General features: G+C 28.8%; 36 protein-coding genes. 1 reads left to right on the forward strand and 35 read right to left on the reverse strand.

Annotated elements, in window-relative coordinates:
• Positions 1–47: 47 nt before the first annotated feature.
• The 7 genes from HMPREF1984_RS11335 to HMPREF1984_RS06030 all read right to left on the reverse strand — a co-directional run bounded on the left by HMPREF1984_RS11335 (position 48) and on the right by HMPREF1984_RS06030 (position 3,859).
• The gene (locus HMPREF1984_RS11335; RefSeq protein WP_021767034.1) at positions 48–191 is read right to left on the reverse strand and encodes a hypothetical protein; all 144 of its coding nucleotides are present in this window, start codon (positions 189–191) and stop codon (positions 48–50) included.
• Positions 192–245: 54 nt separating this feature from the next.
• Entirely contained in the window at positions 246–578 is a 333-nt protein-coding gene (locus tag HMPREF1984_RS06005; protein WP_036100019.1) for a hypothetical protein, read from the reverse strand.
• Entirely contained in the window at positions 553–927 is a 375-nt protein-coding gene (locus HMPREF1984_RS06010; protein ID WP_021767036.1) for a hypothetical protein, read from the reverse strand. The genes HMPREF1984_RS06005 and HMPREF1984_RS06010 overlap by 26 nt, the downstream gene beginning before the upstream one ends.
• A gap of 12 nt (positions 928–939) precedes the next feature.
• A complete protein-coding gene (locus tag HMPREF1984_RS06015) occupies positions 940–1,257 on the reverse strand; it encodes a hypothetical protein (RefSeq protein ID WP_021767037.1) in 318 nt (105 codons plus the stop codon).
• Positions 1,258–1,525: 268 nt separating this feature from the next.
• A complete protein-coding gene (locus tag HMPREF1984_RS06020) occupies positions 1,526–2,605 on the reverse strand; it encodes a Fic family protein (RefSeq protein ID WP_021767038.1) in 1,080 nt (359 codons plus the stop codon).
• 177 nt (positions 2,606–2,782) lie between these two features.
• On the reverse strand, positions 2,783–3,373 hold the full coding sequence (locus HMPREF1984_RS06025; RefSeq protein WP_021767039.1) for a M15 family metallopeptidase: 591 nt from the start codon (positions 3,371–3,373) through the stop codon (positions 2,783–2,785).
• On the reverse strand, positions 3,374–3,859 hold the full coding sequence (locus tag HMPREF1984_RS06030; protein ID WP_036100021.1) for a hypothetical protein: 486 nt from the start codon (positions 3,857–3,859) through the stop codon (positions 3,374–3,376).
• Positions 3,860–3,922: 63 nt separating this feature from the next.
• Here HMPREF1984_RS06030 and HMPREF1984_RS06035 point away from each other — a divergent pair, with 63 nt between their 5' ends.
• Positions 3,923–4,924, forward strand: a complete 1,002-nt coding sequence (locus tag HMPREF1984_RS06035; protein ID WP_021767041.1) for an acyltransferase — start codon at positions 3,923–3,925, stop codon at positions 4,922–4,924.
• Between the two features lie 8 nt (positions 4,925–4,932).
• On the opposite strand, the gene HMPREF1984_RS06040 is transcribed toward HMPREF1984_RS06035, so the two are convergent.
• From HMPREF1984_RS06040 to HMPREF1984_RS06170, 28 genes are all read right to left on the reverse strand, one after another.
• On the reverse strand, positions 4,933–5,649 hold the full coding sequence (locus HMPREF1984_RS06040) for a hypothetical protein (RefSeq protein ID WP_021767042.1): 717 nt from the start codon (positions 5,647–5,649) through the stop codon (positions 4,933–4,935).
• A gap of 12 nt (positions 5,650–5,661) precedes the next feature.
• Positions 5,662–6,924, reverse strand: a complete 1,263-nt coding sequence (locus tag HMPREF1984_RS06045) for a hypothetical protein (protein ID WP_021767043.1) — start codon at positions 6,922–6,924, stop codon at positions 5,662–5,664.
• A 17-nt stretch (positions 6,925–6,941) separates the two neighbouring features.
• Positions 6,942–7,541: a hypothetical protein gene (locus tag HMPREF1984_RS06050; protein ID WP_021767044.1), complete on the reverse strand. Its 600-nt coding sequence runs from the start codon at positions 7,539–7,541 to the stop codon at positions 6,942–6,944.
• On the reverse strand, positions 7,541–8,701 hold the full coding sequence (locus tag HMPREF1984_RS06055; RefSeq protein ID WP_021767045.1) for a baseplate J/gp47 family protein: 1,161 nt from the start codon (positions 8,699–8,701) through the stop codon (positions 7,541–7,543). The genes HMPREF1984_RS06050 and HMPREF1984_RS06055 overlap by 1 nt, the downstream gene beginning before the upstream one ends.
• Entirely contained in the window at positions 8,694–9,065 is a 372-nt protein-coding gene (locus tag HMPREF1984_RS06060) for a hypothetical protein (RefSeq protein WP_021767046.1), read from the reverse strand. The genes HMPREF1984_RS06055 and HMPREF1984_RS06060 overlap by 8 nt, the downstream gene beginning before the upstream one ends.
• Before the next feature lie 9 nt (positions 9,066–9,074).
• Positions 9,075–9,689 carry a hypothetical protein gene (locus HMPREF1984_RS06065; RefSeq protein ID WP_021767047.1) on the reverse strand — a complete coding sequence of 205 codons (615 nt, stop codon included), beginning with the start codon at positions 9,687–9,689 and terminating at the stop codon, positions 9,075–9,077.
• Positions 9,689–10,648 (reverse strand): hypothetical protein, encoded by a 960-nt coding sequence (locus tag HMPREF1984_RS06070; protein WP_021767048.1) that lies wholly within the window; start codon positions 10,646–10,648, stop codon positions 9,689–9,691. The genes HMPREF1984_RS06065 and HMPREF1984_RS06070 overlap by 1 nt, the downstream gene beginning before the upstream one ends.
• A 5-nt stretch (positions 10,649–10,653) precedes the next feature.
• A complete protein-coding gene (locus HMPREF1984_RS06075; protein WP_021767049.1) occupies positions 10,654–11,058 on the reverse strand; it encodes a hypothetical protein in 405 nt (134 codons plus the stop codon).
• An 8-nt stretch (positions 11,059–11,066) separates the two neighbouring features.
• Positions 11,067–11,576, reverse strand: a complete 510-nt coding sequence (locus HMPREF1984_RS06080) for a phage baseplate protein (RefSeq protein WP_021767050.1) — start codon at positions 11,574–11,576, stop codon at positions 11,067–11,069.
• Between the two features lie 3 nt (positions 11,577–11,579).
• Positions 11,580–13,841 (reverse strand): phage tail tape measure protein, encoded by a 2,262-nt coding sequence (locus HMPREF1984_RS06085; RefSeq protein WP_021767051.1) that lies wholly within the window; start codon positions 13,839–13,841, stop codon positions 11,580–11,582.
• 13 nt (positions 13,842–13,854) lie between these two features.
• Positions 13,855–13,992 carry a hypothetical protein gene (locus tag HMPREF1984_RS06090; protein ID WP_156894252.1) on the reverse strand — a complete coding sequence of 46 codons (138 nt, stop codon included), beginning with the start codon at positions 13,990–13,992 and terminating at the stop codon, positions 13,855–13,857.
• 40 nt (positions 13,993–14,032) lie between these two features.
• Entirely contained in the window at positions 14,033–14,446 is a 414-nt protein-coding gene (locus tag HMPREF1984_RS06095; protein WP_021767053.1) for a hypothetical protein, read from the reverse strand.
• Positions 14,447–14,460: 14 nt separating this feature from the next.
• Positions 14,461–14,886 (reverse strand): hypothetical protein, encoded by a 426-nt coding sequence (locus HMPREF1984_RS06100; protein WP_021767054.1) that lies wholly within the window; start codon positions 14,884–14,886, stop codon positions 14,461–14,463.
• 14 nt (positions 14,887–14,900) lie between these two features.
• Positions 14,901–15,971, reverse strand: a complete 1,071-nt coding sequence (locus HMPREF1984_RS06105) for a hypothetical protein (protein WP_021767055.1) — start codon at positions 15,969–15,971, stop codon at positions 14,901–14,903.
• Position 15,972: 1 nt separating this feature from the next.
• The gene (locus HMPREF1984_RS06110) at positions 15,973–16,878 is read right to left on the reverse strand and encodes a hypothetical protein (RefSeq protein ID WP_021767056.1); all 906 of its coding nucleotides are present in this window, start codon (positions 16,876–16,878) and stop codon (positions 15,973–15,975) included.
• Positions 16,878–17,357 carry a hypothetical protein gene (locus HMPREF1984_RS06115; protein WP_021767057.1) on the reverse strand — a complete coding sequence of 160 codons (480 nt, stop codon included), beginning with the start codon at positions 17,355–17,357 and terminating at the stop codon, positions 16,878–16,880. The genes HMPREF1984_RS06110 and HMPREF1984_RS06115 overlap by 1 nt, the downstream gene beginning before the upstream one ends.
• Complete coding sequence (locus HMPREF1984_RS11340) at positions 17,357–17,533, reverse strand: hypothetical protein (protein WP_021767058.1); 177 nt, start codon at positions 17,531–17,533, stop codon at positions 17,357–17,359. Before HMPREF1984_RS11340 ends, HMPREF1984_RS06115 begins: the two co-directional genes overlap by 1 nt.
• Positions 17,534–17,544: 11 nt before the next feature.
• Complete coding sequence (locus HMPREF1984_RS06120; RefSeq protein WP_021767059.1) at positions 17,545–17,937, reverse strand: hypothetical protein; 393 nt, start codon at positions 17,935–17,937, stop codon at positions 17,545–17,547.
• Positions 17,938–17,939: 2 nt separating this feature from the next.
• The gene (locus tag HMPREF1984_RS06125; RefSeq protein ID WP_021767060.1) at positions 17,940–18,353 is read right to left on the reverse strand and encodes a hypothetical protein; all 414 of its coding nucleotides are present in this window, start codon (positions 18,351–18,353) and stop codon (positions 17,940–17,942) included.
• Positions 18,354–18,361: 8 nt separating this feature from the next.
• Positions 18,362–19,264, reverse strand: coding sequence for a major capsid family protein (locus HMPREF1984_RS06130; protein ID WP_021767061.1), 903 nt, complete (start codon positions 19,262–19,264; stop codon positions 18,362–18,364).
• A gap of 12 nt (positions 19,265–19,276) precedes the next feature.
• Entirely contained in the window at positions 19,277–19,675 is a 399-nt protein-coding gene (locus HMPREF1984_RS06135; RefSeq protein ID WP_021767062.1) for a hypothetical protein, read from the reverse strand.
• Positions 19,676–19,677: 2 nt separating this feature from the next.
• The gene (locus HMPREF1984_RS06140) at positions 19,678–20,754 is read right to left on the reverse strand and encodes a DUF2213 domain-containing protein (protein WP_021767063.1); all 1,077 of its coding nucleotides are present in this window, start codon (positions 20,752–20,754) and stop codon (positions 19,678–19,680) included.
• Positions 20,744–21,490: a hypothetical protein gene (locus HMPREF1984_RS06145; protein WP_021767064.1), complete on the reverse strand. Its 747-nt coding sequence runs from the start codon at positions 21,488–21,490 to the stop codon at positions 20,744–20,746. Before HMPREF1984_RS06145 ends, HMPREF1984_RS06140 begins: the two co-directional genes overlap by 11 nt.
• A 1-nt stretch (position 21,491) precedes the next feature.
• Entirely contained in the window at positions 21,492–22,796 is a 1,305-nt protein-coding gene (locus HMPREF1984_RS06150) for an anti-CBASS protein Acb1 family protein (protein WP_021767065.1), read from the reverse strand.
• Positions 22,797–22,804: 8 nt separating this feature from the next.
• Entirely contained in the window at positions 22,805–24,064 is a 1,260-nt protein-coding gene (locus tag HMPREF1984_RS06155; RefSeq protein WP_021767066.1) for a PBSX family phage terminase large subunit, read from the reverse strand.
• Complete coding sequence (locus tag HMPREF1984_RS06160) at positions 24,045–24,734, reverse strand: hypothetical protein (protein ID WP_036100025.1); 690 nt, start codon at positions 24,732–24,734, stop codon at positions 24,045–24,047. Before HMPREF1984_RS06160 ends, HMPREF1984_RS06155 begins: the two co-directional genes overlap by 20 nt.
• 175 nt (positions 24,735–24,909) lie before the next feature.
• On the reverse strand, positions 24,910–25,425 hold the full coding sequence (locus HMPREF1984_RS06165) for a hypothetical protein (protein ID WP_021767068.1): 516 nt from the start codon (positions 25,423–25,425) through the stop codon (positions 24,910–24,912).
• Between the two features lie 203 nt (positions 25,426–25,628).
• Positions 25,629–26,378, reverse strand: coding sequence for a phage antirepressor KilAC domain-containing protein (locus HMPREF1984_RS06170; RefSeq protein ID WP_021767070.1), 750 nt, complete (start codon positions 26,376–26,378; stop codon positions 25,629–25,631).
• Positions 26,379–26,413 lie beyond the last annotated feature (35 nt).

Genomic DNA, 26,413 nt, shown 5'->3' on the forward strand with positions numbered 1-26,413 from the left:
TTTGGTGCGAATGTTCGCACTAATTTAAACCATATATTTTTTAGAAATCATTTTTCTTTTTTATTCTTTTCATCAAATTCCTCTTTTGAAATACGATGGACTAAGCCTTTCAACTTTTCCATCTCAAAAACTTTATCGTATTTTTTTCCTGTAAGATACTTCCTTAAAATCTCTGTTTCTTCTTCTGTCAATATTTCTTTTAGATAGATATGATAAAAAAAGAAAGGGCAATCTTTGCGACTGCCCTATATAAATATTCCTATTCCTTTTTTTATTTTTTCCTTATTAGCTTTTATAGTGTCATCCGTTTCTTCAAAAACTCCAAAACGGTCAAATCCTACAATCATAGTTAATACAACTACATTAGTCCCAATTAAAAGCCACATGTCTTCTCTTTTAGATTTTTCCTCTATATAATTAAAGAGTCGCTCAGGATATTTATTCCTCAATTCTGTTTTTATCATTGCCAAATTCTGCTTTCTCTGATAGCTTCTTAATTTTAATGTCATAACTGAGTTTAAAAAAACTAGCCCTAACATTATTATAAGAAATTTACGGCTTCTGTGATATATTTTCATTTTTATCACTCCGTTTCTTTACAAACCCGAACTTTTCCAGTAACAGTTCTAAAAATCCTGTACTGATTCCATATCTTTTTTGGTTTACTGTTTCCAGCAGAGCTTCTCCAAAAAATCCTAAGACTGGACTTAGTGGGTATAGAAATTCTGCTTTCAAATGACCAATGACTTTATTAAGTGAAAGGGCAATAGCCATTGTCATTCCTGCAACGGCTATCCTTTTTACATATGGTTTCACTGGTTGATTATCTATCATTTTCTGTGCAACTACACCAAACAGCACTCCTGAAAAGAACAATATAAGGAAAAGTCCATGATTATCTATAATTTCCTGTAAGTCCTTTAACATTTAATAATCCCCCTATATTCCTATTGCCATTTTTTCTTCTCCAAGTATTTTGTGTATTATTTCATCAACATTTACAGTTTTTTCAAGTGCTTCTGCACCTTTTAATAATAAATCCTCCGTAAATTTCTCAACATCATCGGGGATATATGGATTATTCCTTTCCTGAGCTTTTCTCACGAAATCTTTAAATTTTGCAAAGAAATTATTTTTTACTGCTTCCAGCTTTTGAATTCCAGTTTTTGCCCCAAAAATTATTTCTTTTTCTAAAACTTCCTTCCTTGTAAAATCTACTAACATTCCTACTAAAATCATTTGTAATTGTGCATTCATTTACATCACTCCTTTAAATTTATATTTTTTTGATTTTAAGCCACCTGATAGTCTCAAATTTGCATTTTATTCTATCAGATAACCTTTTATACCTGAATTGTTTTTAAAACTCTTATATTCAAAATATGCAAGCCGTTTTTTTCTATAGACTCAATTTTTTCATTTTTTGAGACTATAAAATTTTCTTAGACTTAATTTTTAAAAATTTTGATACAAAAAAAATCACAATCAAATTAATGACTGTGATTTTTAGATTATTATATTGCTATTAATTTCTTAAAATATCCATTAAATCTGAAAAATAAAATAACTTGTTTCTTCTTTTATCATCTTGATAAATTACACCACTATTCAATAATTTTTTTATATTAGTATTCGTAGCAGTATAGCTGGAATTAGTTGCTTTTGATAAAAAATTTATTGTAAATACTGGATTCTTAAAAATTGCATTTAGATATTTTTCTTTTATATTATTTTTAAAACAGTAATCTTTTAATCTAAAATATAATTCTTCAATATTTCTTAATTTCTCTATGTTTTTTTCAGCTTGAGAAATTACAGCATCCAAAAAAAACAAAATCCATTCTTTCCATTGTGGTTCAGCCGTTCTCAAATTATTTAACAATTGATAGTATTTAAATTTATTCTTTTCCAATTCCCCGCTAACAAAAAATGTCGGAGTTGCCACTATTTTTTTTTCTAATAAATATAACATTATTAAAATTCTTCCAACTCTCCCATTGCCATCTAAAAACGGATGTATTGTCTCAAATTGAGCATGTATTATCGCTATTTTAATTATAGGATCAATCTCTTCTGCTATTTCATCATTAATATACTGCTCTAAATTTTTAATATATTCTTCTATTTTTTGGGGTTCTGGCGGAATGTATGTGGCATCTTCTATTTTTTTTGTCGGACCTATCCAATTCTGTATTTTTCTGTACTCCCCAGGTCCCCTATTTTTGCCTCTACCATTCTTTAATACTGTTTCGTGTAATTTCAAAATTAGCCTTGTAGAAATTGGAACATTTTTTAGCATTTCACTTCCAATATTCAATGCTTCTAAATAATTTTGTACTTCCAATATGTCTACATTTTTTTTGTTAGTTATTTCTGCCTCTATCACTTCATCAAACGTAGCTTGTGTTCCCTCTATTCTCGTAGATTGCAACGACTCGTTCAGTGATAACATCCAAATTATATTTTCTGAAGTTAGATTTCTTTCTAGTAGTACTGAAAATTCTACTAACTTATTTCGTGCCGTTATTGCCTTTTTATAAAGTTCTACTAAAATATCATTGTTTAGATTTAATGGTAATTTATAAGGTTTAAATGCCTTTTTCATAATTTGACTCCCATTCTAGATTATTATTTTTCTATTTTAGTATACCCTATTTTGTAACTTTTTTCAACACAAAAAAAATATAAACTTAATTTTTCGTGCAATTATTTTATTTTTAGTTTTAAAAAAACAATATTTTACAGTCATAATTCGATTGCCATTGTCCTATATCTTTTTCTGTTATTTTATTTCAAAATGTGGTGTGTCGTGCATTTTCCAATTTCCACCCCATTCAACATTTGCTCCTCTCTCCTTTGCTATCTTTAAGATATGCTCGGATATAATTTTCAATTTCTTATCATCATATCCCTCTTCTGAAGTAAATTTTCTGTATTCTCCGTTTTCTTCTATCCCACACGGAAATATATCCACAGCATGACCATATCCATCAGATTTAATTTGATGATTTGATTTTGCCTTATATCCATCGCAATTTGTCACTTTCGGTCCTGGTTTAGTTCTGCCCTTTTGATACAAAGCAAATTGTTCTTCTGCTGTTCTAGCTCCATCTGTTATTCTGAAATCAAACGGACTGTTTTTAATAGCTTCTTTCATTACTTCAATAAGTTTCGGATGTACTTTAGACATTTTGTCCAAACTCGTCTGACTGAAAGAATAAACAGGTTTTATACTTTCATTTTCAGTTGTTTTCTCTTCTTTTATTTCTTCTACATTTAGTATTATATTATCTTTTTCAAAATTCACCCCAGTCACTTTGTATTTTTTGTTGTCAAATTCAATTTCTGTACATATAAGTTTTTCTATATTCATTTATATCATCTCCTTTTCTTTTATTAATTCCATTTCTTTTAAATATTTATATAGTTTTGACGGGTTAAACTGATATCCGACCCTGTCTTTTAATGATTTAAGTTTATATGTTAAAATAAACTGTAAAGCATAATCAATAGCGTTCAGGCAAAATTCACTGCAAAAATATCTATCATCATTTTGGACTTTACTTGCATAAAAGAACTGCCCTAATATACCCAAGTAATCGTACCCTTTACCCTGTGCGGTATTAAAAAATTCAATCACATCTTTGGGATCGATATTTTTATTAAGCTCATAAATTTCCATATTTTTCTGATACTTAAATTTTCTTGTCCTAACTCCACCTGGATTTGAAAGAAAAACTTGATTATTGTAAATAAACTCACAATGAGAATATTTACCTAGTGTCCATAAAGATATCAGAAATCCAATCGGAGTTTTCGGTTTGTGAAAACATATGTATAAAATATCTTTTTTTAACATTTCTACCACCTTTCATTTTTTTATGTTATAATAATAAAAATTAAATTTTAAAGGAGTTTTACCATGAAAAAATATAATCAATTTGAAATTTTTAGATTTATTGGTGCATTCACCGTTTTGATTTTTCATACGGCTAAAAATACAAGTTTTTATTCCCAAGTTCCTTCGCTTTTCCAAAATGGAACAATTTGGGTATATTTCTTTTTTGTTTTATCAGGATTTATGCTTTCTTATTCTCATTTTAATAAAGACATTGATATAAAAAAATTTTATTTAACAAGACTTTTTAAATTTTATCCCTTATACTTTTTTTCTTTATTACTTCTTTTTGTTTATTCCCTAAAATATAAAGAAAAATTAATATACAGTATTTTTTTGATACAAAGTTTGATATTCGGAAAAGCTACAGACCAAAATTATAATTATGCCGCTTGGTATCTTTCTGTCTTGGCTTTTCTAATAATAATATTCCCATATTTATTAAAATTTATGAAAGTACATTCTAAATATTTTAAATATTTCACAATATTTACAGTTATTTACACTTACTATGTGTATCTAACATTTAACAAATACAGTGATAATTCATATATTTATCATCTTATTAATTATTTTCCTTTAATGCATCTTTCTTCTTTTGTTGTTGGGATGCTATTGTTTTATTATTTAAAAAATATAAATGGTAAAAAATATTATTCTTTTTTACTACCCTTATATTTTTTATTTTTAACTCTATTTGTTCAATATAATAAAGTTATTCCTTATGCATCTGTATTAATTTCATTATCTTTTGTACCTTTGATTATGTTTTTATTTTTAGATTCAGGTTTTTTCAGTAAAATTTTAAGTAATAACTTTTTTGTATATTTAGGAAGTTTAAGTTTTTCAATATATATTCTTCATGTTCCTATTTATCACATTTATAGAAAATATATACATAGTATTGATAATAATTTACATTTTCTAACATTTTTTATAATAGTTTTCGTTGCTTCAAATGGCACAAAATACTTTATTGAAAATAAATATTATAAATTTTTATGTAGCAAGTATCTAAAGTCCTAATAAGGATTTTAGATACCTCCATTTTCTCTGTAATACTTTTCAAAATAAATTTTAATATCTAAATTTTTCAACTCTTCATTTGTCAAATTTTCCAAAGCTTCCTCTGCTTTTGCTTCTCCAATTATCACTCCGTTTAATACTTTTTCGCCCTTAACAAATATCTCTCCTATTATCTCTTTTGTTATTTTGTCGAGAACGGGATTGCGTTCTTCGTCATAATATTTCCATTCTTTTTCCTTAGTTATAGTCTCTTTAATCATCATCAAAAGTACTCTATCAGTATCACGAATAGGTTGATAGACACCATTTCTTATCCTTACGCCAAGTTTTATTTTTTCTTCCTTAAGTTCTTTCAACTTCTCTTTTATCTTCTCTATTTTAAAATCTCTATCATATACGACTTTCCCGCTCTTTATTGTTTCACATTCCTTTAATTCTACCATTTCTCCGTTAATAAAATACAAATTCGGATTTACTTTTATTTCTTCACTATATTCAATTTCTTCAATAATATCTCCAACCATAGTAGGAGCTATTTTAGAAACGTCTTTTTCTCTTCCTAAAATTAAAAAACTATCTTTGTTATACATAATTTTTAATGTATTTTCTTTAAAATTTTTTTGTTCTTCATACCAATTATTATTATTTTCATCAAAAATTCCCCAATACTTCATTCCTTCCTCTGTTTCCATTACTTCTACTCTATCAACTACAAATTTTTTCATTTTTTCCTCCTATTATGCAAAATAAGCGTTAAGCCATTGACCATTTCTATGAAACTGTAAAGCTCTGCTTCCTATTTTAATATGATCCTGAGTTTCTCCATAATTTCTCGAAACCTTTGTTAAAACATAACCATTTCTTTCTCCCTTTCCATTAATTCCATCTTCCACATAACCTACCATTCTAATTTCATAAATTCTGTTTACTTGAGCGTCGTTTGCTTTGTTCCATGCGTCGAATGCTTTATTCCACGTCTCAGTTATTCTACCATGTGCATGTTGGATGTTGCTATCTCTTGATGCCATATCAAAATTATCCATAATTTCGCACCAATTTCCTCCATTCCGATTTGGAACTTTATAATAAGCCCTCCCACCATTTACGTGAAAACAGCCCATATAATCTCCATTTTCTAAGTACATATATAAGTGTCTTGGTGCCCAGCAGTCAGTACTATTTCCTCTCAATACAAAATCACTATTGTTAGTATTTCTGTACCCTTTGCTAAACGGAATATATGGACTCAAATCAGGTCTTGGGCTTACTTCTCTTATTTTTTTATAGTTAATAAGACCATAATCATCTTCTCCCGCTGGCTTTAACAGTTTACTTAAAAACTTGACAAGTCCCCACACAGTTAAAATTTTTGTATGGTCTAATGTCTCAAATAACTTAGTCCATTTTGTTTTTCCTGGACTTTCTTCATTGTTGCCTGTATTTTTTTCAATTATTTCTTTTACTCTAGCAGAATCAGTCTCAGCTTCTGTGCTAGAATAGAGCTTTGCTATTCCAAGAGTATTTTCAGATGCCTGTGTTATCAGCTCAATTAAAAAATAATTTCCAGTATAAATTAAATTTACTATATTGTCTTTTATAAGACTTTTAGATTTAAGATTTTCATTATCATTAAACTTAAGTGAGTAATTATTATTTTTAAAAACAACAACTGGATTATCAAAGTTATTTGTTTTTGGAATTACAAATTTCAATTTAAGTCCTTCAAATAATTCTTGTTCACTTTCTAAATTTTTAATTACATAAGCATCTACTCCTGAACCATAATTTTCTGAATATTCTGTTTCAACAAAATACACTCCGTTTTTTTGCATTTCATTAAAATCATCAGAGCTTATTACACTACCTCTTGTCTGTATAACACCCCTAAAAGGTGTAATTTCTTTCACTTCGTTGTCTCCAACAGTTACAGAAGGATTTCTTATTTTAAATAGATTCGAATGTTCATACACTCCTCGCAAAAATTTTTTAATGATAGGCATTCTCTTTTTCCCTCCTTTTAATCATTAAGTTCCAACATTTCATCAAGATTGTATTCATGTCTGTCATATTCATATCTAACATCACTTTTAACAATATATTTCTGTTTTTCTCCTTTACAGTTTATTAAAAATTCTCCATCCAACATTTCCCAACAATCTATAATTATTCCTGCTGCTTTTATTGATTTTAAAAATAATATAATTTCTCGAATATTTGCTTTTTTCAAAATCCTTAATTTAATGTGACGTACTTTAATATTTTTGTCAGAATTATAATCAAAAATCTGTATTCTATGTTTTTCAATATTAAAAAAAATGGATATAGCATTAACAATAAAATTAAAATCAACTCTTCCTAATCTTAATAAAAACGATAATTTTAAAAATTTTCTGTACTCTTCATCTGTTCTTCCACTTCTGTAAATTTTGAATTGTGAGCCAAACAAATCAAGTTCTTTTTCGAGTAATTTATCAATGACATCAGAAAACAATACTTTTTCAAAATGTTTATCATACAATTCAAATCCTTTAGAAATTATATTGAAAATTTTTATGTTATTCTGACCTTTTCTGTCAACTATATTCCCACATAGCTTTAAAAAATCATTTGCTTCCATTATAATTCCACCTCAATATTATTAATGCTCAAAAAACTATATTCATCATGCTGTATAGCTAAATCTATTTTTGACCAGCTTCCATTTATTTTCTTTATTTCTACATCTGCTTCTAACTGATCAGCTATTTTATAAACTGCAGCTTGAATTTTTTCATAATTAACATATTGACCTAGTCTAAATTTATCTGATTCTTTAATTATATTTCCTACAATTTCTTCTTTTGTTGTTTTTTTATAATCTGAAATATTTTTTATATTTCTGACTCTTACTGCATATTCAACTTTAGTTGCTTTTTTAAATTTAATTATCCGTTCTTGATTTGAATCAGTTATTACTCTCATTTCCACATCACCATCTGTCACAATACCTGGAGAAATAGTATTTAGAACTGTATACGCTACTTCTTCATCAATAAGACCTTTTATTATAATTCTTACATATCCAGGTTCTAATTTTAAAGTTTCATTTCTCTCTTCTGTAGAATTTTCAAGAACATCGCAATCCTCAACTTGAGATAATTTAAGTAAATTTGATTTTATTCCATTTATATCAGCTCCACCTTTTGATAATGATAAATTTAAAATTCTTTCTCTTAGTTCTTCATCACTTTCTAAAAATGTTCCACCACTGATTATTTCTGAATTATATACTCTGCTTACATTTTCATCTCCAGTTGCTTTTTCAGTAATTTCATTTTCAGAAGCATTGTATTCTTCTCCAAAATCTAATGCTTTTATTTGTACAACCGCTTTCCCAACGTTGTTTATTAATACATTTGATACTGTCTGATATAATAATCCTTTTTTAGATCTTACTTGGAATCCTTTTGTAACTATATGACCTGGTACTCCTTCTATGTTTAAGTTTCCATAAGCATATTTTCCTTTTATTCTTTCTATCCCAAAGTTACTTCCAAATGCTGACAAAATTGCACCATTTTTATTGTGTAACCACATTTGAGAATAAAGCAACTGTAACTGTTTACTCTGATTTTCAAGCATATATATAAATACTTCCAAAAATTGTCCAAGCGATGTTTCAGGATTTATTTCAAAATCATCTCCAAACTGTATTTTTCCTTCCTGTTCCATTGCTTTTTTTATGTCTAAAAATAAAGGGAAAACAATTCCGTTGTTTTCTATTTTAAAATCAGCCATTTATTTCCCTCCTATCTATTTCAATCTTTGTTTCTTTACCAAGATAATCAAATTTTATTCTGAAAAATCCTTCTCTGTTTTCTGATTTTGACTTTTCAATAATTATGCTACTTAAATCTACTCCTTTATAAGAAGAAACTTTTTCATACATATATGTAATCATCAAATCTTCTCGTTCCTGTGACTTTAACTGACCTATATAATCGAGCCAAGGTATTCCTATTTCAGTTCTTAAATCATAAGTCCCTTTTATATGCTTTATAAGTTCAACTATATCCTGTTTTGCTTTTTCTTTTTCATTTAGCACTATAAGATTATTATCTTTAAAATGTAAATCTCCATTTTTCATTTCAAAAGCTATCATTTCTCACCTCTATGGATGTATATAATCTACTCCACCTTTTTTTATTCCACTTTCAGTTTCTATTTCAGAAACTTTCAGTTTACCTTTTATAGTAACATCGCCTGTTATCTTCAAATTTCCAGTTATTATCGTATTTCCAGTTATTTCTATGCTTTTTCCTAAAATAATATTTGTTCCGTTCTTTTTATTATTGATAACTATTTTATTGTTGTTTTTTTGCTCTCCAGAAATAATATCCGAAGGTATTGCCCTTATGACAACCGCAAATCCCATTTCTGTCCTTCCAAAACTCTGTTGCTCTGAAATTTCATTAGATTGAAAAGCCTCAGTATATGGTCTTTCAAATATATTTATAAAAACCTTGTCATCATTAGAATAAGGAACATATACTTCAAAACTGTCACTGCTAAAAACTGGTAATAAAGGAACATCTGTTAAATCTTCAGGAGTTGTCTGTATAACATCATCTTTCAAACTTCTTATTGCCTTCTGCAAAAATTTTACACTTGCTTTTCTTTTTTCATTATCAACATCATAAATTTTACCTATCCATGTTGTATGTATATCGTTGATTCCATCTTGAATAAGCATTTTATTATGTTTTTCAAGTTCGCTGAATGCCATTATTTCTTCTCCTTTTTAGATTTTTCTTGTTGTTTTTCTTCCTTTTCTTCGGATTTTTTTATCTTCTCTTCAGATTTTTTCTTAATTTCTTCCAGTTCCTTTAACATATTTTGTCCGAATATATCCATATCGAGTATTTTCAATTCTGTTGTAAATTCTCCATCTTCTCCATCACAATTATGTGTTATTTTATCTATTACATAATCTTTTTCCAGTCCTTCTATAAATAACTGTGTATTTATTTTAAAATTTCTAAAACCTAATTTAACGCTGTATCCATCATCATCCACAGTCAGATTCAATAAATCCATCTGTGTTAATTCAGTTTTTTCTTTGATAAAAGAATGTTTTGGCAAAAAATAAAGAAGTCCATTTTCTATATAGAATATGCTCATTGTATCTTTTGCAATATCTTCAAATATTTTTTGTAAACTGGTATTTGATTTTGAAAAATTCGATTGATAAGGTAAATCCTTAAATAGTTCTATTTTCCCTATTCCAAGTTTAATTTCATCTTTACTTCCAAATTTATCAATCAGATCTTTTATTATGAAACTTGGTTTATTCCCTTTTGGATAACTTACATTCAAAGTTTGCATTACAAATATATCTTTTTCCTGAAAACAAACTAAACTATATTTTATATCCAGTTCAGAAAATTCATTTTTTACTGTTGCAAGTTGGCCTGAAAAAATCAAATCTTTTATTTTAATTTCTTTTTTCTCCCTATATCCTGCATAAAGTTCTATTCTTGGTTTTGCTTTCAAAAATTCATATTCTAAACTAAGTTGCCCTTTTTCTCTTGCTTTGATATTATATAAATTTAATTCCAGGACATTAGATTGACTTGTCCTGTCTACTTCAAGCCTGAAATCCATGTTAAAGTTATCATTATCATATATAAGAACATTGTCGGCTAACATTAATCTTATTTCTATATATCTAAATTTATCTTTCATTCTTTTTACCTCTTGAATAGTAAAAAAGTGAAGTTTTTTAAAGTTTTAATATTAAAATCACTTTTTAATCCTTCTTTGTTTTTAGGCACTATCAATAAAATAAGATCATCATAATCATTAGTTATCTGTTTTGGAATATATAACAAGTCTTGATAAGGTTCTATTTTCAAAGTAGATAGCAATACATTATCTACATTCATAATCTGCAAAATTATAGGATCTATTTCATCATGTAAATAACTGTATTTCTTATTTATATAAATTAGTTCAAATTTTATTTTTCTTTCAAATGCAATCAATTCTATTTTAGAAGTTTTATTTTCTAAATTATCAATATCAAAAGCAATTTCTACAAAGTTGTTATTTATTATTAACTCTTTAACTTCTTTTTCCTTATACTGTATTTTCATTTTTTCACCTACTTTATAGCTCTAGTGTAAAGATTTACAAAGTTTTTAAGCTTATCTTTTGCAACTCCGACTATTTGAGTAAACATGTTATCAGAAGAAGTAACATTTTTGACATCTTCATATAAATTCCCACCAGGAACTCCATAACGCACTTCTTGAAAAGTTACACTTGCTTCAATGACATTATTTCCATCTTTTATATATTCTTCTGTCCTTGAAATGTCTCTAATAACCATGTTTTTATACACATGATTTCTTTTTAACAAAATTAGAACTTGTTTATCATCTTCTTTCCAGTACTTTTCCAATGCTCCCATTTTCAATCTTGCCATTTTTCCAAAAAAAACAATATCCAAGGTCAATTCTTTAGCTTTAAAATATCTGTGATCATTATCTTCATATCCTAGATAAGTCTTTCTTGAAGTTATATCTTTCTGAAAATTAATCTCGTTTGATAAACTATGAAATGGTATCACTCCAAAAAAACCGTCTATTTTATCTAAATCCCATAAGCTCATTTTCTATCCTCCTGACCTTGAATAATGTATTTTAAATATATCTTTAAGCCTTGTATTTTCGTTAATTCCATGACTTGTTTTTGAACCATTTAAAACTATCTCAACTTTATTATTTACTTCTTTAGTATTCCCACCTAAAAATTTTTCCTTTATATGCTTAAATAATTCTGCTGCACCTTCTTTTCTTTGTGAATCAAGTAAAGCTTTTCTTTTTGCTTCGAATAAGTCGGCTCTTTTTATTTCATTTACAATTGAATATCCTGTTTTTTTCAGAACTTCCTGCAACCCTTCTATTGCGGAAACTATCGCTTTCTCTTCCTCAATATTCTCTTTGTTTTTTGAACTCCCAGAGCCACCACCTCCTTTGTTGCCTTTTCCTTTACCTTTTCCACCACCTCCACCTTTTCCTCCTTTTTTACCTTTTCCACCGCCTGAGCTTCCACCACCTGCTCCACCTTTCATTTTCCCATATGGATCAGTTTTGTTCCCCTTATTCTTGTTTCCACCTGGCATTTTAAATCTTTTCTTTCCTGTATTATTTTTAGTGGAATTAGCACTCATTTCATTTTTTCTTGTTTGAACAGAACTTCTTCTATCGTTTGCAACTCCTGCTGCTTTATCAGATAAACCTTTAATTGCATTTCCTCCTGCTTTTACAACTCCACCTATTGCTCCACCAATCAAAGGAATACCAGAAACCATATCTCCTATTTTATTGACTGCATCTGCAAACATACTTAAAATTCTGGAAACTGCTGTAGCAGCAGCAGCAACAATACTATCAAATATATTTAAGACGATATTCTTCAAATTTGTAAATCCTTGAGCCGCAAGTGGAATATTATTAGTAAAAAGACCAACTATAATATCAATTATTGATGAAATAAAATCTGTAAAAGTGTCCCACAAAAGTATTATAGTATCTACCAAAAATTGCCATGCTCCTAATATAACTGGAACTACATAATCTACAACAAAAGCTGCCATTATTTGAAATCCTTCACTGATGGCATTTATTATTTCTTGTACAGTAATTCCAACACCTATCCATTCAAAAAATCCATCAATTATAGCAAAAATATAGCTTTCTCCTGTCATTAATCCATTCCATAAATCCCAAAGTACAAAGACTAAAACTCCAATTGCTAAAGAAATAGCTCCTATTGTTGATAATAAAGGCGCACCCAATGCCATAATACCTGCAATGATCGGCATCAAAACTAAAAAAGCTCCTGTCAATCCAGTTATTGCCATTATTATAAGAGTTAATCCTGAAGCTAATTCAGGATTTTTTTCTGCCCATTTCTGAAAACCTTCCAGAACATTAGCAACAACATCTAAAACAGGCTTTAAAGCTTCTCCTATTCTTTCAAAAATTGCTATTTTAATTCCATCTATTTTTGATTGTATAGCAGCTAGTTTCCCAGAAAAAGTGTCAGCCGCTTTTGCTGACATTCCAGCTACTCCAGGAACTTTACCAAGTGCGACAAGATAATTATAAATATCCTGCTCGTTCTTTTTAACTTCTGTTGATACCCCTTTAAATGTGAATATTACTTTATCTCCCGCATCTTTAGCTTTTACTCCAAATTCTTTTAATCTCTCATTTTCTCCAGTCATTGCATCTAGAACAGCTTCAACGTACTGATCAACTTCTTTACCTTGTGATTTAGCTACATCAGTAAGTTGTATAAATTCCTCTTTTGTTGGTTTGAGACCTCTATTTATAAGTTTGTTAAAACCATTTCCTACTTCATCAATTGAAAGTTTAACTTCATTGGCAGTTTCTCTTATCATCTGCATTGCAGCTGCTCCTTCAGCTGCCCCACCAAGAGCATTTGAAAGTGTAGTTTTTAAATTTTCAAATTGCATTCCTGTTTCTGCAATACCATTAGCAATACCTTTAGTAAATCCAATAAGTACTGCGCCACCTACGACTGATGATAATTGTCCTTGAATATCCGACATTTGCCCTATAAACCCTTGTAATCCACCTTCAGCAACTGGCTGAGTAATAGGAGTTTTTGGAGTAGGAGTGGGAGCTGATTTAGCATTATTTTGAAACGAAACTGGTATCTTTATTTCTTTAGAAATTCTCTGTTTCATTGCTTCTATCTGCTTTTCTCCACGTACATTAAAAGTCAAGTCTATCTGAGCTTTCAATGCTGATTTTATCATTGTATTTATACTCTGTAATGCTTTTTTTAAACTCGCCATGTCAGCTTCTATTTTTAAAGAAACCAGTGTTTCATTTGCTTCTGCCATTTATTCCCACCTCCTACTTTTTTCTATGAAGTTCATTCAAAAAACTTAAAGTATCAGCCATTTGCTTATCACCCCAGTTTTCATCTATATCATAAGGATTAAGATTAAATTCATGTGCTATTATATGTGCATTTTTTAATCTTGCATCCATTTTTTCATACTGTAACCTATAATTTATCTGCCCATTACTTTTAAGATTCACTGCTGGGATTTATTGCAATATTTGTCGCAAAAATGATTAAATTCATTATGCTCATGAATGTCAATTTATCCACAACAGTATCTGGAATTTGGAATAATTCCTGTGTCAAAGTTATGAATTTATCCAAAGAATCATCTTCCATTCCTGAAAAATCTCCACTGTCTAATGCTCCTGTGAAATTCCCTGCATTTATTAAGAATCTTGTTAATTTTCTTGCTTTAGGATTAATCAACTGAACACAAACAAATCCTTTTTCTCCATCATCTCCCTCACCTTCTAAATAAACTTTAAAGACTTTATTTGGAAGTCCAAAATGTCTTTCTTCTCCTAAAAAAGCTCCTAAAAAAGGCTTTTCTCCAGGTTCTATTCTTTTAAATTGTAATTTCTTTTGCTTATTTTCCATTATTTTCTACCCCTCTATGATATTTTCTTTTCTTTTCTTGTTCCTGCAAGTTTTAAAGTATTTGTTGGAGCTTCTTCTGTAAAAGCACCTTCTGAATCAAGTTCGGATAAGACATTTCCGTCTTCATAATATGTTATCACTGTTTGACCATCTATTGTTTCATGCGTTTCTATCTCCAAAGTTGGATATTTGTTATCTTTTAAAAATTTTAAAAAATCTAAAATTCTTTCCATTACTTTTACTCTTGGCGGAATTGAAATAGTAAGCTCGTAAGGAACATTAGCTATAATGGAGTAAATATTCTTACCTCTTGTTGTCATTCTTCTACTTGTTTTATCCTCTGCTGTTTCTATTTCAACTGCATCTTCATCAAGTTCATCTATTATAAGTTCTCTTCCAGAACCCCTTACTAATATGAATCCCTCTCTCATATATGCCATATATCTTTACCTCCCTAATTTCCATTTTTTGAATTTAATATAACTTGTACTTTTGATTTGATTATTGCACCTTGAAACCAGCAGTTATATTTAATTTCAACTTCTCTATTGTTCATATTTACAACTTTTACTTCAAAAGCATTTGTTCCTTCTTCAATAATGTCATCAATGTCATAAATTATTCCTCTTGCAGCAAATTCTCTAAGAATTGAAGTTCCATTTGAAGCTACTTGCTGTCTTCCTGTTTCCTTTGTAGAAATTTTTTCTCCTCTTGTGTTTCTTTCAACTATGTATTTTGTTATCCCAATTCTCATATATTCATCTATTGCTATTCTTGCTAATGTATAATCAAACCATGTTATTCCATCCATAGCCTTTCCATAATAAGGGATAACCATTTGTTCTTCTTCTGTTACAATATTAACTCCAGTCGAAGATTCTCTCTGACTTCCTACCAGTTCCAATATTTCAGATAAAGTATAGTTTGAACCTGTAATTCCATTTAATTTAATACTTGCAAAAGGAACAGAACCTGGAAAAAAGTTTCTTATTGTTGCAAGAAGATTTGTAATCTGACCTTCACTTTTATCTGTTGCAATATAAAACCCATTATCGACTTTGTTTTCTTTTGCTATTTTAAGATTTACTTCTTTTGTAAAGTTAGATGCACCTTGAAATAAGAAAACATAGTCTATAGATGTTCCTTTACCAAAATCCAAAGCTTCTTTTACATCTTTTTCTTCTGCTACAGGAACAACTGTGTAAAACCATTTTCCTTTCCAACGGCTATCTAACCCTTGCAAGATAGAAGTGTACGTTGTAGAAGCTGTGTCATCTCCATATACCCAAATAAAATCTGGTTTTGTTGAAGCACCAAAAAAATCTCTTACTAAAATAACTTCCTTATCTGTTTCTTGAAATCCTAAATCTATCAATTCTTTTGTAGATGTGACTGCCTTAGGCAAATTGCTTCCATTTGAAATTTTTTTTGCTTTAGTTACTAATAAAACACTTGTAAAATCTCTAGTTGTCAAACTAAGTGCCGCATTAATAGCTGCTATATTTACTATTGCATTTCTGCTCATTTTAACCTCCGTTTTCTATTTTTCCTTTTATTTTAGATTTTTCTATATAATCTGTTTCATAACTATAGAATGTATCCGCTGTAAACTCTAAACTATATACTTTCTCATTCATTATCTTATTATTTATTATTGTGTCACTTTCACTTATAAAATCTAACTTCTGTATTTCTATTTCAGATATATCTTTGAAATCAAAGTTTAAATCTTCTACTATATGATTAAATATCTTATTTTTACTTAAAATTGTATCTAAATTAAGCACTTGATCCTTATCATACAGTTTTATCATCATTTTATAAGTTCTATTACTTCTATATTTAAATTCTATTGTATCTTTCTTGGATATTTCTTCTTTAAAAGTTGTATAATCACTCATACTTTTTGATTGAGTTATTTCATAAGTTAAAAATGGTTTATCTATTTTTTCAAAATAGGAATTCTGAAAAAAAGAATGATACACAACTGCTTCTATCCCTAACTTTGTAAATATATTAAAGAAAAGCATATTTAATTCAGTTTTATATGAATCAAATGTTATATTATCTATATAGTCAGTTAAATAAAAAGTGTAATAATTTTTCAATTCATCTTTTATTTTTCTAACTTCTATCAGTTCGTACTTCTTATTTTCATAACCAATGTAATCTCCATCTGTTATTTCAAGCTTTTCTATCGCTTTATTATTATCAATTGCTAACGTCGGGATTCGTATAATTCCAACTAAATTTTCTCTTGTATCTACAGATTTAATCGGATTTATACTCGAATTATAGCTTTGATAATCAATGTAAGCTTTTAGTTTATACTCTTTAAATTCTTTTCTTATTATTCCTTTATCATTTGTTTCAGAAAGTAATTTAAAAAATTTATATTCTTTTTCTTTTTCATAAATCTGACTTATATTCATTATCCTCTACCATATCTCCCCTTTCCATTTATACTGAATGCAATTGATTTCACAAGAGTTCCTGTGTCAATAAGAGGATCATTAAATCCTTTTTGTTTAATTGTGCTTGGAGCATTTCCTGGACTTTTAAATCCATATATTAATGCTTTATGTTTATTATTAATATCTGTTCCAATTATTGTTCCAGCATTCATAATGTCATCTTTATTTTTAAGATACATACCAACAAAATTATTTTTATTGTCTTCTACATATTTATTCAGAAATTCCAGCACATTTCTCGAAGGAATTCTACCATCTCTTGTTCCGTAAAGAAGTACAGCATAAAGATTTACAGCTGTTATGTTTTTGGCATAATGTCTAGCGTCAGGAAAAATACCACTTTTTATAACCAGTAAAGGTAATTTTATTTTAGTTTCCTTTTTTATAGAAGCTGAAACATTTAACTTCACTGTGAAACTTCCTTTAAATCTTGACATTATTTCCCTTTTGCTTTCTTTTCTTTAACCAACTCTATCTTTCCTTCACTTTGAGCAATTATACGTTCCATTCTCAAATCAAGATTCTCTATTTCTTGTGTTCCAGCTTGAAATTCTACTTCTTCTCCTGTTTGATGTATTACAAATTTAACAGGTTCTTTAATATTTATTTTCACCTAACTACCTCCTAACTGAAAAGATGAAGTCCATGATGTTTTTTATTTGCTATTTCATCAGCAGTTGCAAAATCATCTGTATATTTTCTTATTAATGCCCTGAAATTTTGCCCTGGGATTGTCTGATCTAAAGCTAAATCATTTAATCTTGCTTTCCAGTTTTCATTATTATTAGGCAAATTAAGGCTCGTTGTTTCTTTCAAGTTCATTAGCAAAAAATGCTGCGCTAAATATTTAGTTAGTATTTCTTTAACTTTGTTAGGAATTGAAACAGTAACATCTTCCAAAAATATTACTGCTTCATCAATTTTTGAATTTACAATACTGTCAGAAATCACAAATTCACCATTTATTTCTTTGAAATTCAGTTCCGAAATTCCCGCTCTCACATCTTCAACTTTCATGATTATTCCTCTATTTTTTCAATATTTTCTTCAATCTGCTTTATAAGCTCTTCTTTACTTGCTTTTTCATCAGAAATATAATCCTTGAATACTTCAACTATTTCTTTTTTCTTTATTCTTTCATCTTTAAATTCTTCTAGCTGACTAAATAATTTTGCTTTCTTTTCCTGCAATTTTGTTTCCTTGTTCATATCATCAACTATTTTTTCAGAATTCATATTTTCTGTTTCTTCTCCTGTAACTATTTTTATATAATCTCCATAGTCTTTAGCAAAAGTTTCTAGCTTTTCTACGTTTTCAGCATCAAGTTCAACTTCTGTTGTTCCCTTTGTAAATTTAAGCCTATTTCCTTTTTCAGTAGTTATTTGAGGTATTATAAATACCTCAGCTAACTTACATATTATTAATGTTTTCATTTTTCCTCCTATGCAGTTGTTAATTCCATAATCGAATCTGGTCTAAATGCAACTATTTCTGATAATTTTTCTTCAACTGGAACATATGTTGTTCTTGCTATTTCCCATTCATCAGCAGTTGCTTCTTGTACAATTATAGTTTGAAAGTTTTCAGGAACATCATCTAAGATTAATAAAGTTGGCTTATTAGTAGTTTTATTTATTAAATTCTTAACAGGTACTATTCTTCCAAATAATCCAAGTTCTTGAATAACAGCCAATCTTGTTTTGTATTCCTGTGTGCCGTAACTTTTTAATAATTTTGCATGTAATGAATTATCTATTACTAAAGTTCTAGCGTTATATTTTCCCGTTACTCCTGTTTCAAATTCAAGATGTGCTGCAGTTAAAGCATCTACAATTTGTTCTCCTGTTGCTGTTGCAAAATTCACACCTAAATTATATGTTCTTTTTCCATCCACAGTTAAAAGACCTTGTCTTCCTAGCTTTGCATTTCCGTGTATCAATTCGTTGTTTTCTGCTTCAGAAACTGCATAGAATGTTTCAGAAGATTTTAAATTAAACATTTGAATCTGTTTTTCTCTTTCAACTGATAAAATTCTATCTTTTTCAGCAATAGTAAATTTATGACCTGATCTTATCCAGTGTAATTTTGCAAATGCATCTTCTCCATCAACTTCTGTGAAAGGAATATCATCATCTCTTTCTGCAACTACTTCTGCTACTCTTCTTGAATTTGTTTTTCTATATGTAACATATTTATCTCCTATCTGAACTCCTACCTGTTCACCACCAACTGGAACTAATGACCTTCCTAACAGCTCATCTTTTCTTTCCTCTAAAACTACTCCCAACGAAACCATAAATGCCGTTGCTAATTGATATGTCTTATTATTATATTTGTTAAACATCTATATCCCTCCTTATATAATCCCTTCTAATACTAATACTGCCAGTTCTCCAGATTTAGCAGTTGTTTCAAAATATCCTTTTATTGCTGTTCCTGTTGCCGCTTTTACAAATTCTCCTGTATTTTTTACTCCGGCTTTATCACCTTTAGCAACATTTTCTGCTACTTTCACAACTATATTTCCTGATTGCAAAATCGAAGCAGTTGTTGGATTTTCTATAATTCCTTTATCATTATCATCTGTATGCATAACAACTCCTGCGAATGTTCCTGTTGTAAACGGTTTTACCGCTCTCATTCCATCAGTAGTACTCCATTGCACAGCTTTCCCTATTGTTATTTTTTCATCTATAACATCACATATTCTGCTTCTTCTATCAGTAGTAAAATATGCCTCCTGTCCTAATTTCATAATTAATTACCTCCATTTCTTTTTTTAGAAAAATAGCTATTGTCAATTTTTAATGTTAATCCTGCTTCAGATTCATTAAATTTACCTTTTTCACTTGCTTTTGTTTCTTTATTCATTTCTGATAATGTCTCTACACTAAAATTAAACATTTCTTTCAGATCTTCTACTTTAGCATTTTCTTTAGCGTTGAATTTTGGATTCACTTCCTTGATTACTTTTTCCATTATTTTTTCAACTGCTTCTTTTTCATCAATAGAATTTAAAACTTCTTTAGCTTTAGAAATTATTTCCTTATTTTCTATTTCTGTAAGTAAACTATTATATTTTGTTTCCAATTCTCCATATTTTGTTGTTAATTCCTTTTTTTCTGTTTCTAAAGTAGTTTTTTCTGCTGCCAATGTTTCTTTTTCAGTTTCTAAAGCATTGTATTTTTCTTTGAACTCTCCATTTTCTTTTTGAAGATTAATAGCTTCCACTAATAATTCCTCAGGTGTTAATTCTTTTCCGTTAAATTTTAATTTCATTTTTTCCTCCTCATAATCTAAATAGTTATATATAAGTTTTACATCACTACCCGCCCTACCTTTTCCAGATAATATCGCTACATGATTAGCTATAATATCTTTTTGGATGTACTGATTATCTTTTATATTCTCTGTTTCTGCCATATATCCAGCACTTAATTCGATATTTTCTCCATTTTCATATCTTTGTTTTATAAAATCTACAGTTTCTTTATCTTCTATCTGTAAAGTAGCTCCTAAACAATCCTGATTTTCAAAAATTTCAATTATTGTTCCTTTTCCGAATTCTGAAACATTTTCAGAATTAATCATTGTTAATTTCCCATTTTTTTCAGGATGTTCAAGAGTAACTTTTTTGTGCAAAAACGAATTCTTCGTTTCTTCGCTAAAAAGAATATCCTTAGGTATTTTTTCTCTTAATACCCCTTCTTTGTCCATATATTCCATAAAACTGTCTGCTTTTAATATATTCCCTTTTATCTGTAAAAAACCTTCATTTGTTTCTGTCAATTTTGGTTTTTCAAACTGATTAAGATTATATCTACTATGCAACATTATTCAATGCCTCCTCCATTGCTTTTTCATCTATAGCCATTTTGCATCTGCAACCCCATTCCTGTTTTGGTAATATTTTTGCACTGTCTTCACCCACACCTTTAAGCAAATTTCCATTCATATCAAATAATTTTCCTTCTCTCCAGGAATGTTTCGCCCTTACCCTGTCATCATGTTTAGTTACCCATATAAATCCCTTTATTCCTAGTTCTTCCAAAATGATTTTTACATATTCTGCTTGAGTTTCTCCTAAAACATTATTTGAATTTAATAGATCTGAATAACCCATTCTTTCTTCCACTTTTTCTTTTGCTTCCTGCCATTTATCTTTTAATACAAAATCTTCTGCTCCTGTTTTAGATTTTCTAATCACTTCATTTATATAATACGCTGTTCTTTTCGCACTACTAAGATATAGCTCTTTTATTCTTTTGTCTGCTATGTCTACTGATTTTTTGAATAATTCAGAAGTTATTCTATTTTTGAACTTTTCTCTGTTCTTTTTGCTTATTCCCTCAATTATCAATGCTAATGTATAAGCTAAAAGGACTTTGTTTATTCCAAATATAGTCCTGTTCTCTTTTTCTTTAAAATTTTTAAGTGCTTTTTCTATCTCTTCTTCATCATCAACATTGATGTTATTTTCTTCAAGATATTTCATAAACTTTTTTGTCTTGCCTTTCAATATTTTCAGAAGCATTTTTTCTATTTTTATATCTATATCAAATTCAATCATTTTAGCTCAACTCTTTCAGTAGTGCTTCAAAGTCAAAATCTTCTTCACCTAATTTTTTAATTATTTCAGCTATTTTATCTTTTTTTTCAATCAGTTCATTGTTTGAAACTATATTCAAAGCTTTTTCAAGATATTCAAGCTTTTTAGTGTCAAGTTCAACTCTCTTTAAATCATTATCAATCTGCTCTGCAACAGTTGGCTCTAACAAATTAGGTAATTCAACCTTATAACGTTGGTCTATTTTTAGTTCAATTAAAACTTTATCAATTAAATTATTTGTTATCGGTAGAATATTTTTATTGAAATATCTTCTTAAATACTCTGCGTACTTTTTTGCATCCTCTTCAGAACCAGCCAAAGTTCCTTGAGTATTTCCTGCCAATCTCTGTTTTGGAATGTTAGTGTGTATTGATAGTATAGTCAAAACCGCATTTATATATTTTTCTGGATCTATTCCACCAGTAGAATTTATTACTTGCATTTCATCATCTTTTCCTATTACAGCTAAAGTAGAAGCATTTATCTCTTCTTCCTTATCTCTAACTCCACCGCTTTCCTTTATTTTATCCATTGTATTTACGTCTGTTTTATAAATAAGAAAAACTGCCCTGTATATTAGCTGTCCTATGCTCCATTCTGTACTATCCAAAATAACCATTCTGTCAAATAAAGAAGTAAATATTGATTCTCCTATCAACCTTTTATGTTCATTTATTCTTGAAAAAATCACTCTGCTTGGATGGATTTCTGTCTTAACTGACTGATTGTAATATCCGTTATTAGAATAGTTTTTTACTTGAAGTTCTGTTACTTCTCCATAATTCAATTTTAACTTAGAATTTTCAACTTTAATTTTTACTATTTCTGTCTTATCAAATACACTTAATCCTTTTATATGATATTTTTCTCCTAATTCATCAGATGTTTCTTTTTCTTCGTTGTGAAATGCATTTAAATACATTACCGCATATCCAAACTTTCTGACTTTTTCCATAAATTCCATTATTTTTTCTAAATAATCAAGCTCATCAAGTTTATTCAAAAGCTTTTTTGTATTCTCTATGTCTTCTGTTCCATCTGATTTTAGAACTGAAATTTTAAGTCCATTTTTTAGAACGTCTTCAATCGGAGCGTTCAATATTATTTTTGCAAGGTCATTACTCCCAACTAAATTTTCTATTGTTACATCATTCAAATATTTTTTAACAGGAGCTTGCCTGTTCAATATATCTTTTCCTGAACCTTTTGTAGAATTCCTTGCATTACTTGCAAATCCATTATGTTTCATTTTCTTTTTTTTACTCATGTTTTCTCCTAAACTAATATATTATGCACTCCACCTGTGCTATATTTTTCAAGGGCATAACGTAATGCATCCATTAAGTGGTTATAATTATCTGCAGCCTTATTTAACGTTATTCCGTTTTTTTCTTCCCAGACATAGTTTTTAAATTCCATTATTGTATTTGTGCATTTTGGATGTACGTATATATCAAATTGTTGAATATACTGTATTCCCTGATTCACACTCCCTTTTCCTTTTGAACTCTGTCTTATTCGACTTATACCATGTCTTCTAATCTCTTCTATTGATTTAGCTTCGGCACAATCGGCTGTAATCTCATCTTTTGAATATCCTCTTATTTTTATTTCTTCTGCTATTTCATTATTTAATAGACGTTTTTTATAGAACTCGTCAAATATGAAAAGTCTTTTATTTCTTAAATCAACTATCACTGCTATAAATGCACTCGGATCATTTGTAAAACCAAAATCTAGTCCAAATGCAGCTTCTAAGGAAAAGTCATTTTTTAACAATTTTATAGGATCAAAATCCAATATTTCCCAATTGTTGTATACCAGTCCTTCTGCAATTCCCCATTCGCCTAATCCTGCAACTCTAAAACGATTTGGTCTTTTTATTTTCATTTCCTCAAATCTCTTCAGAGTTACTTCATCAAGGAATTCATTCATTGTATAGTCAGTAGTTGTTGCATATATCAAATCATCTTCATATTCTCTATCATAAGTATCATTATAAAATCTTTTTCTTAACCAGTGGTCTTCAGACCATGGATTAAAGCTTAAAGTAATCTGATGGAATAAATGCGGTGGCAGTATACCCCTTATACTTTCTTCCAGCGTTTCAAACATTTCCTGTTTTTCAATCTGAAAAGCTTCTTCTATCCAGACAAAATTTAAATATCCTTGTGCTACTGTAATTGATGTTAATTTTAACGGATCATCTAATCCAGCGAATAAAATCTGTTGTCCAGTTGGTAAATAAGTTAATGTATGTTCTCCTTTTGGAACTCTCCATAAATGACTTACTTTTAATCTGTTAATTGCCCAAATCAAGTCTGCTCTACAACTGTTTCTTAAAGTATTAAACACACGCCTTATGACAAGTAAATTACTTTCAGGATATTTCATAATTCTGTAAATCATATTGATTGCTATAGTTTTACTTTTTTTGCTACCTCTTGAACCTTTAACAACTCTGTAAAAATGTTTATCATTCCAGAAAAGGTCATAATTTTTTCCGATAACATCTTTAATTTTTATCTGTGTCATCTATTATCACAACCCGCTCTTCATCTTCTATTTTTCCATTCTTGTTTCTTTCAAGGTCTATCTTTTCTCTTATAAGATTCTCATTTTCAAGTTGTTGTTCAAGGTCTGCCCTTCTGTAATCATTTATAACTCTTGCACCATTTTTTATTTCCTTTTCAAATTCTCTTAATAAACTTAATCTTGCCATTATTAGTTTCATCTTCTCTTTTTCATCTATTGATAAATCTAATAATTTTTTTTCAAGTTCTTCTTTCTGTTCAGATATTTTTATTAATCTTTCTTTTGCATCCGAATATTTCTCTTCAGCTATGAATCTTAAAATTTTCTCGCTCTGTTCTATTTGGATACTTCTTACACTTTTTTTATTTCTGTAATATGTACTCTCTGAAATGTCATTTTTTTCTATAATTTCCTTTTTTGTAAGATTATTGATAATATCTGACTTTATCTGTGTTTCTTTTGATAAAGTAACCATTTGTTTTTGGTTACTTTTTTTAGTTCGGTTACTTTTGTTTTTGGTTACTTTATTCTGTTTTTTTTTAACCCATTTCCCTTCAGAACTCCATTTTTTTATTCTGCTTAAACCAATGTTATATTTTTTAGACAGAATACTCATACTCGTTCCGTTTTCATATTCATTCTTTATTATTAATTTTATGTTTTCATGCACATTCCTTTTCCTCCTGTAATTTTCTGAAAAAAGAAAAAGCGGACCTGTCACGTATTGCTACGCAACAGATCCGCTTGGGATGCTCTGGATAAAATTATCCAATATATTCTTTTGTTTTTTATTTCTTTAATATTATACCACTTTTATATATATTTTTCAACAGTTTAAAGTTATTCTATATATATCCTTTTTCTTTGAAAAATACTAAAAGATTATACATATTTTCTATTGACTTTTTACCACATATTACATATTTCGTTGGTTCTGTAAAATTTTCTTGACCTTTTTTTCTTAAAATCAGATAACAAGGTTTATTTACTGCTGCAAATGCTCCTAAACTTCCAGCCAACATGTATCCGGCTAAAACATCAACAGATTGATTATTTTTGTTAGGAACTTCAAACTCTACATTATAATCTTTTATATCAAATAATTCATATTTTCTGTGAATTGTTTCCATAAATCGACCATCATCATTGAATATAAGATATTTATACTTCCCTGTTTCTATTTCTCTGTAGTTATTAAAGCCTATTCTTTCCAATTCTTCCCTGAACTTTTTCTCTTTTTTTCTCAAGCTCACATGAAATATTATTGTTGCTATCAAAAATGGTGGAAAAACGAAAAAAATAATAGACATAAAATATGCAAAAAACAAAGATAATTTAACACTGAAACTTCTCATAGTCATCTGATTTCAACTCCTTTTTAAATTTAATAAATTATACCACATCATTAAGCTTTTTCAAAGAAAAAACAATGATTATTTTTCTTTTTTGAAAATATTTTTTATCCTACTGATTATTTTTCTGCTTTCTTTCTTTATTAGCACTCTTTTATTATTATCATTCACTAATTCTATACTGTCATATTTAAAATTCATATATTATCTCCTTATCCTAAAAATTTATTTATGAAATATTGTTGCCCTTTTCCTGTAATTTTCGGTGTCTTTGTTATTTTTACACCTTCTGAAGCTGACTGTCTTGTTCCTTCTTTTATTACAAATAATCCTAAGTTCATTGATTTCTGCGTTGGTAAATTCCAGTCTGAGCCTTTCTTTGAAATCAAATATCCATTAGCTCTAAAATATTTGAACAGTCTATCTTCTCCTGTATTTATTCCTTTCTGTTTCAAAAGCTTTGCCATTTCTCTTACTAAAATACAATCATCTGATACAGTCAGAGAATTTGCAAAAGCAACTGCTGGAGCCTGGTCCTCTATTTGTTTTTCTAATTGCATTCTTTTCTCTTGCTCCTCTTTTAATCTTGTAAAGGCTTTTATTGCCAAATCAGGATTATTTAACAGTTCATCTGTTGCATACATTCCTGTCTTTCTTATTGAAGGTAACACTTCATCAAATACCCAGCTTTCAAAAACTTCGGCTTGAGGTAAATTTGATTTTGTAATTAATCTATATAAGTTTCCTTCATCAATAAATTTTTTCTCTTGTTTTCCACCTTTTGTAAGGACTGAACGATTCGTGCACCCCTTTTCTTTACAGTGGTCTCTTATTGCTTTTTGTGGATTTGAATATCCTAATATTTTTGCAACTTCAGTTGCTGGAAAATATTCTTTTCCATTTTCAACTAAAATTTCTATTTCTCCAAACTTTTCACTTTTAAATATTTGTAATTCATTCATATTTTATCCTCCTATTATACTATTTTAAGCAGTAG

The sequence above is a fragment of the Leptotrichia sp. oral taxon 215 str. W9775 genome (assembly GCF_000469505.1).
Lineage (GTDB): Bacteria > Fusobacteriota > Fusobacteriia > Fusobacteriales > Leptotrichiaceae > Leptotrichia_A.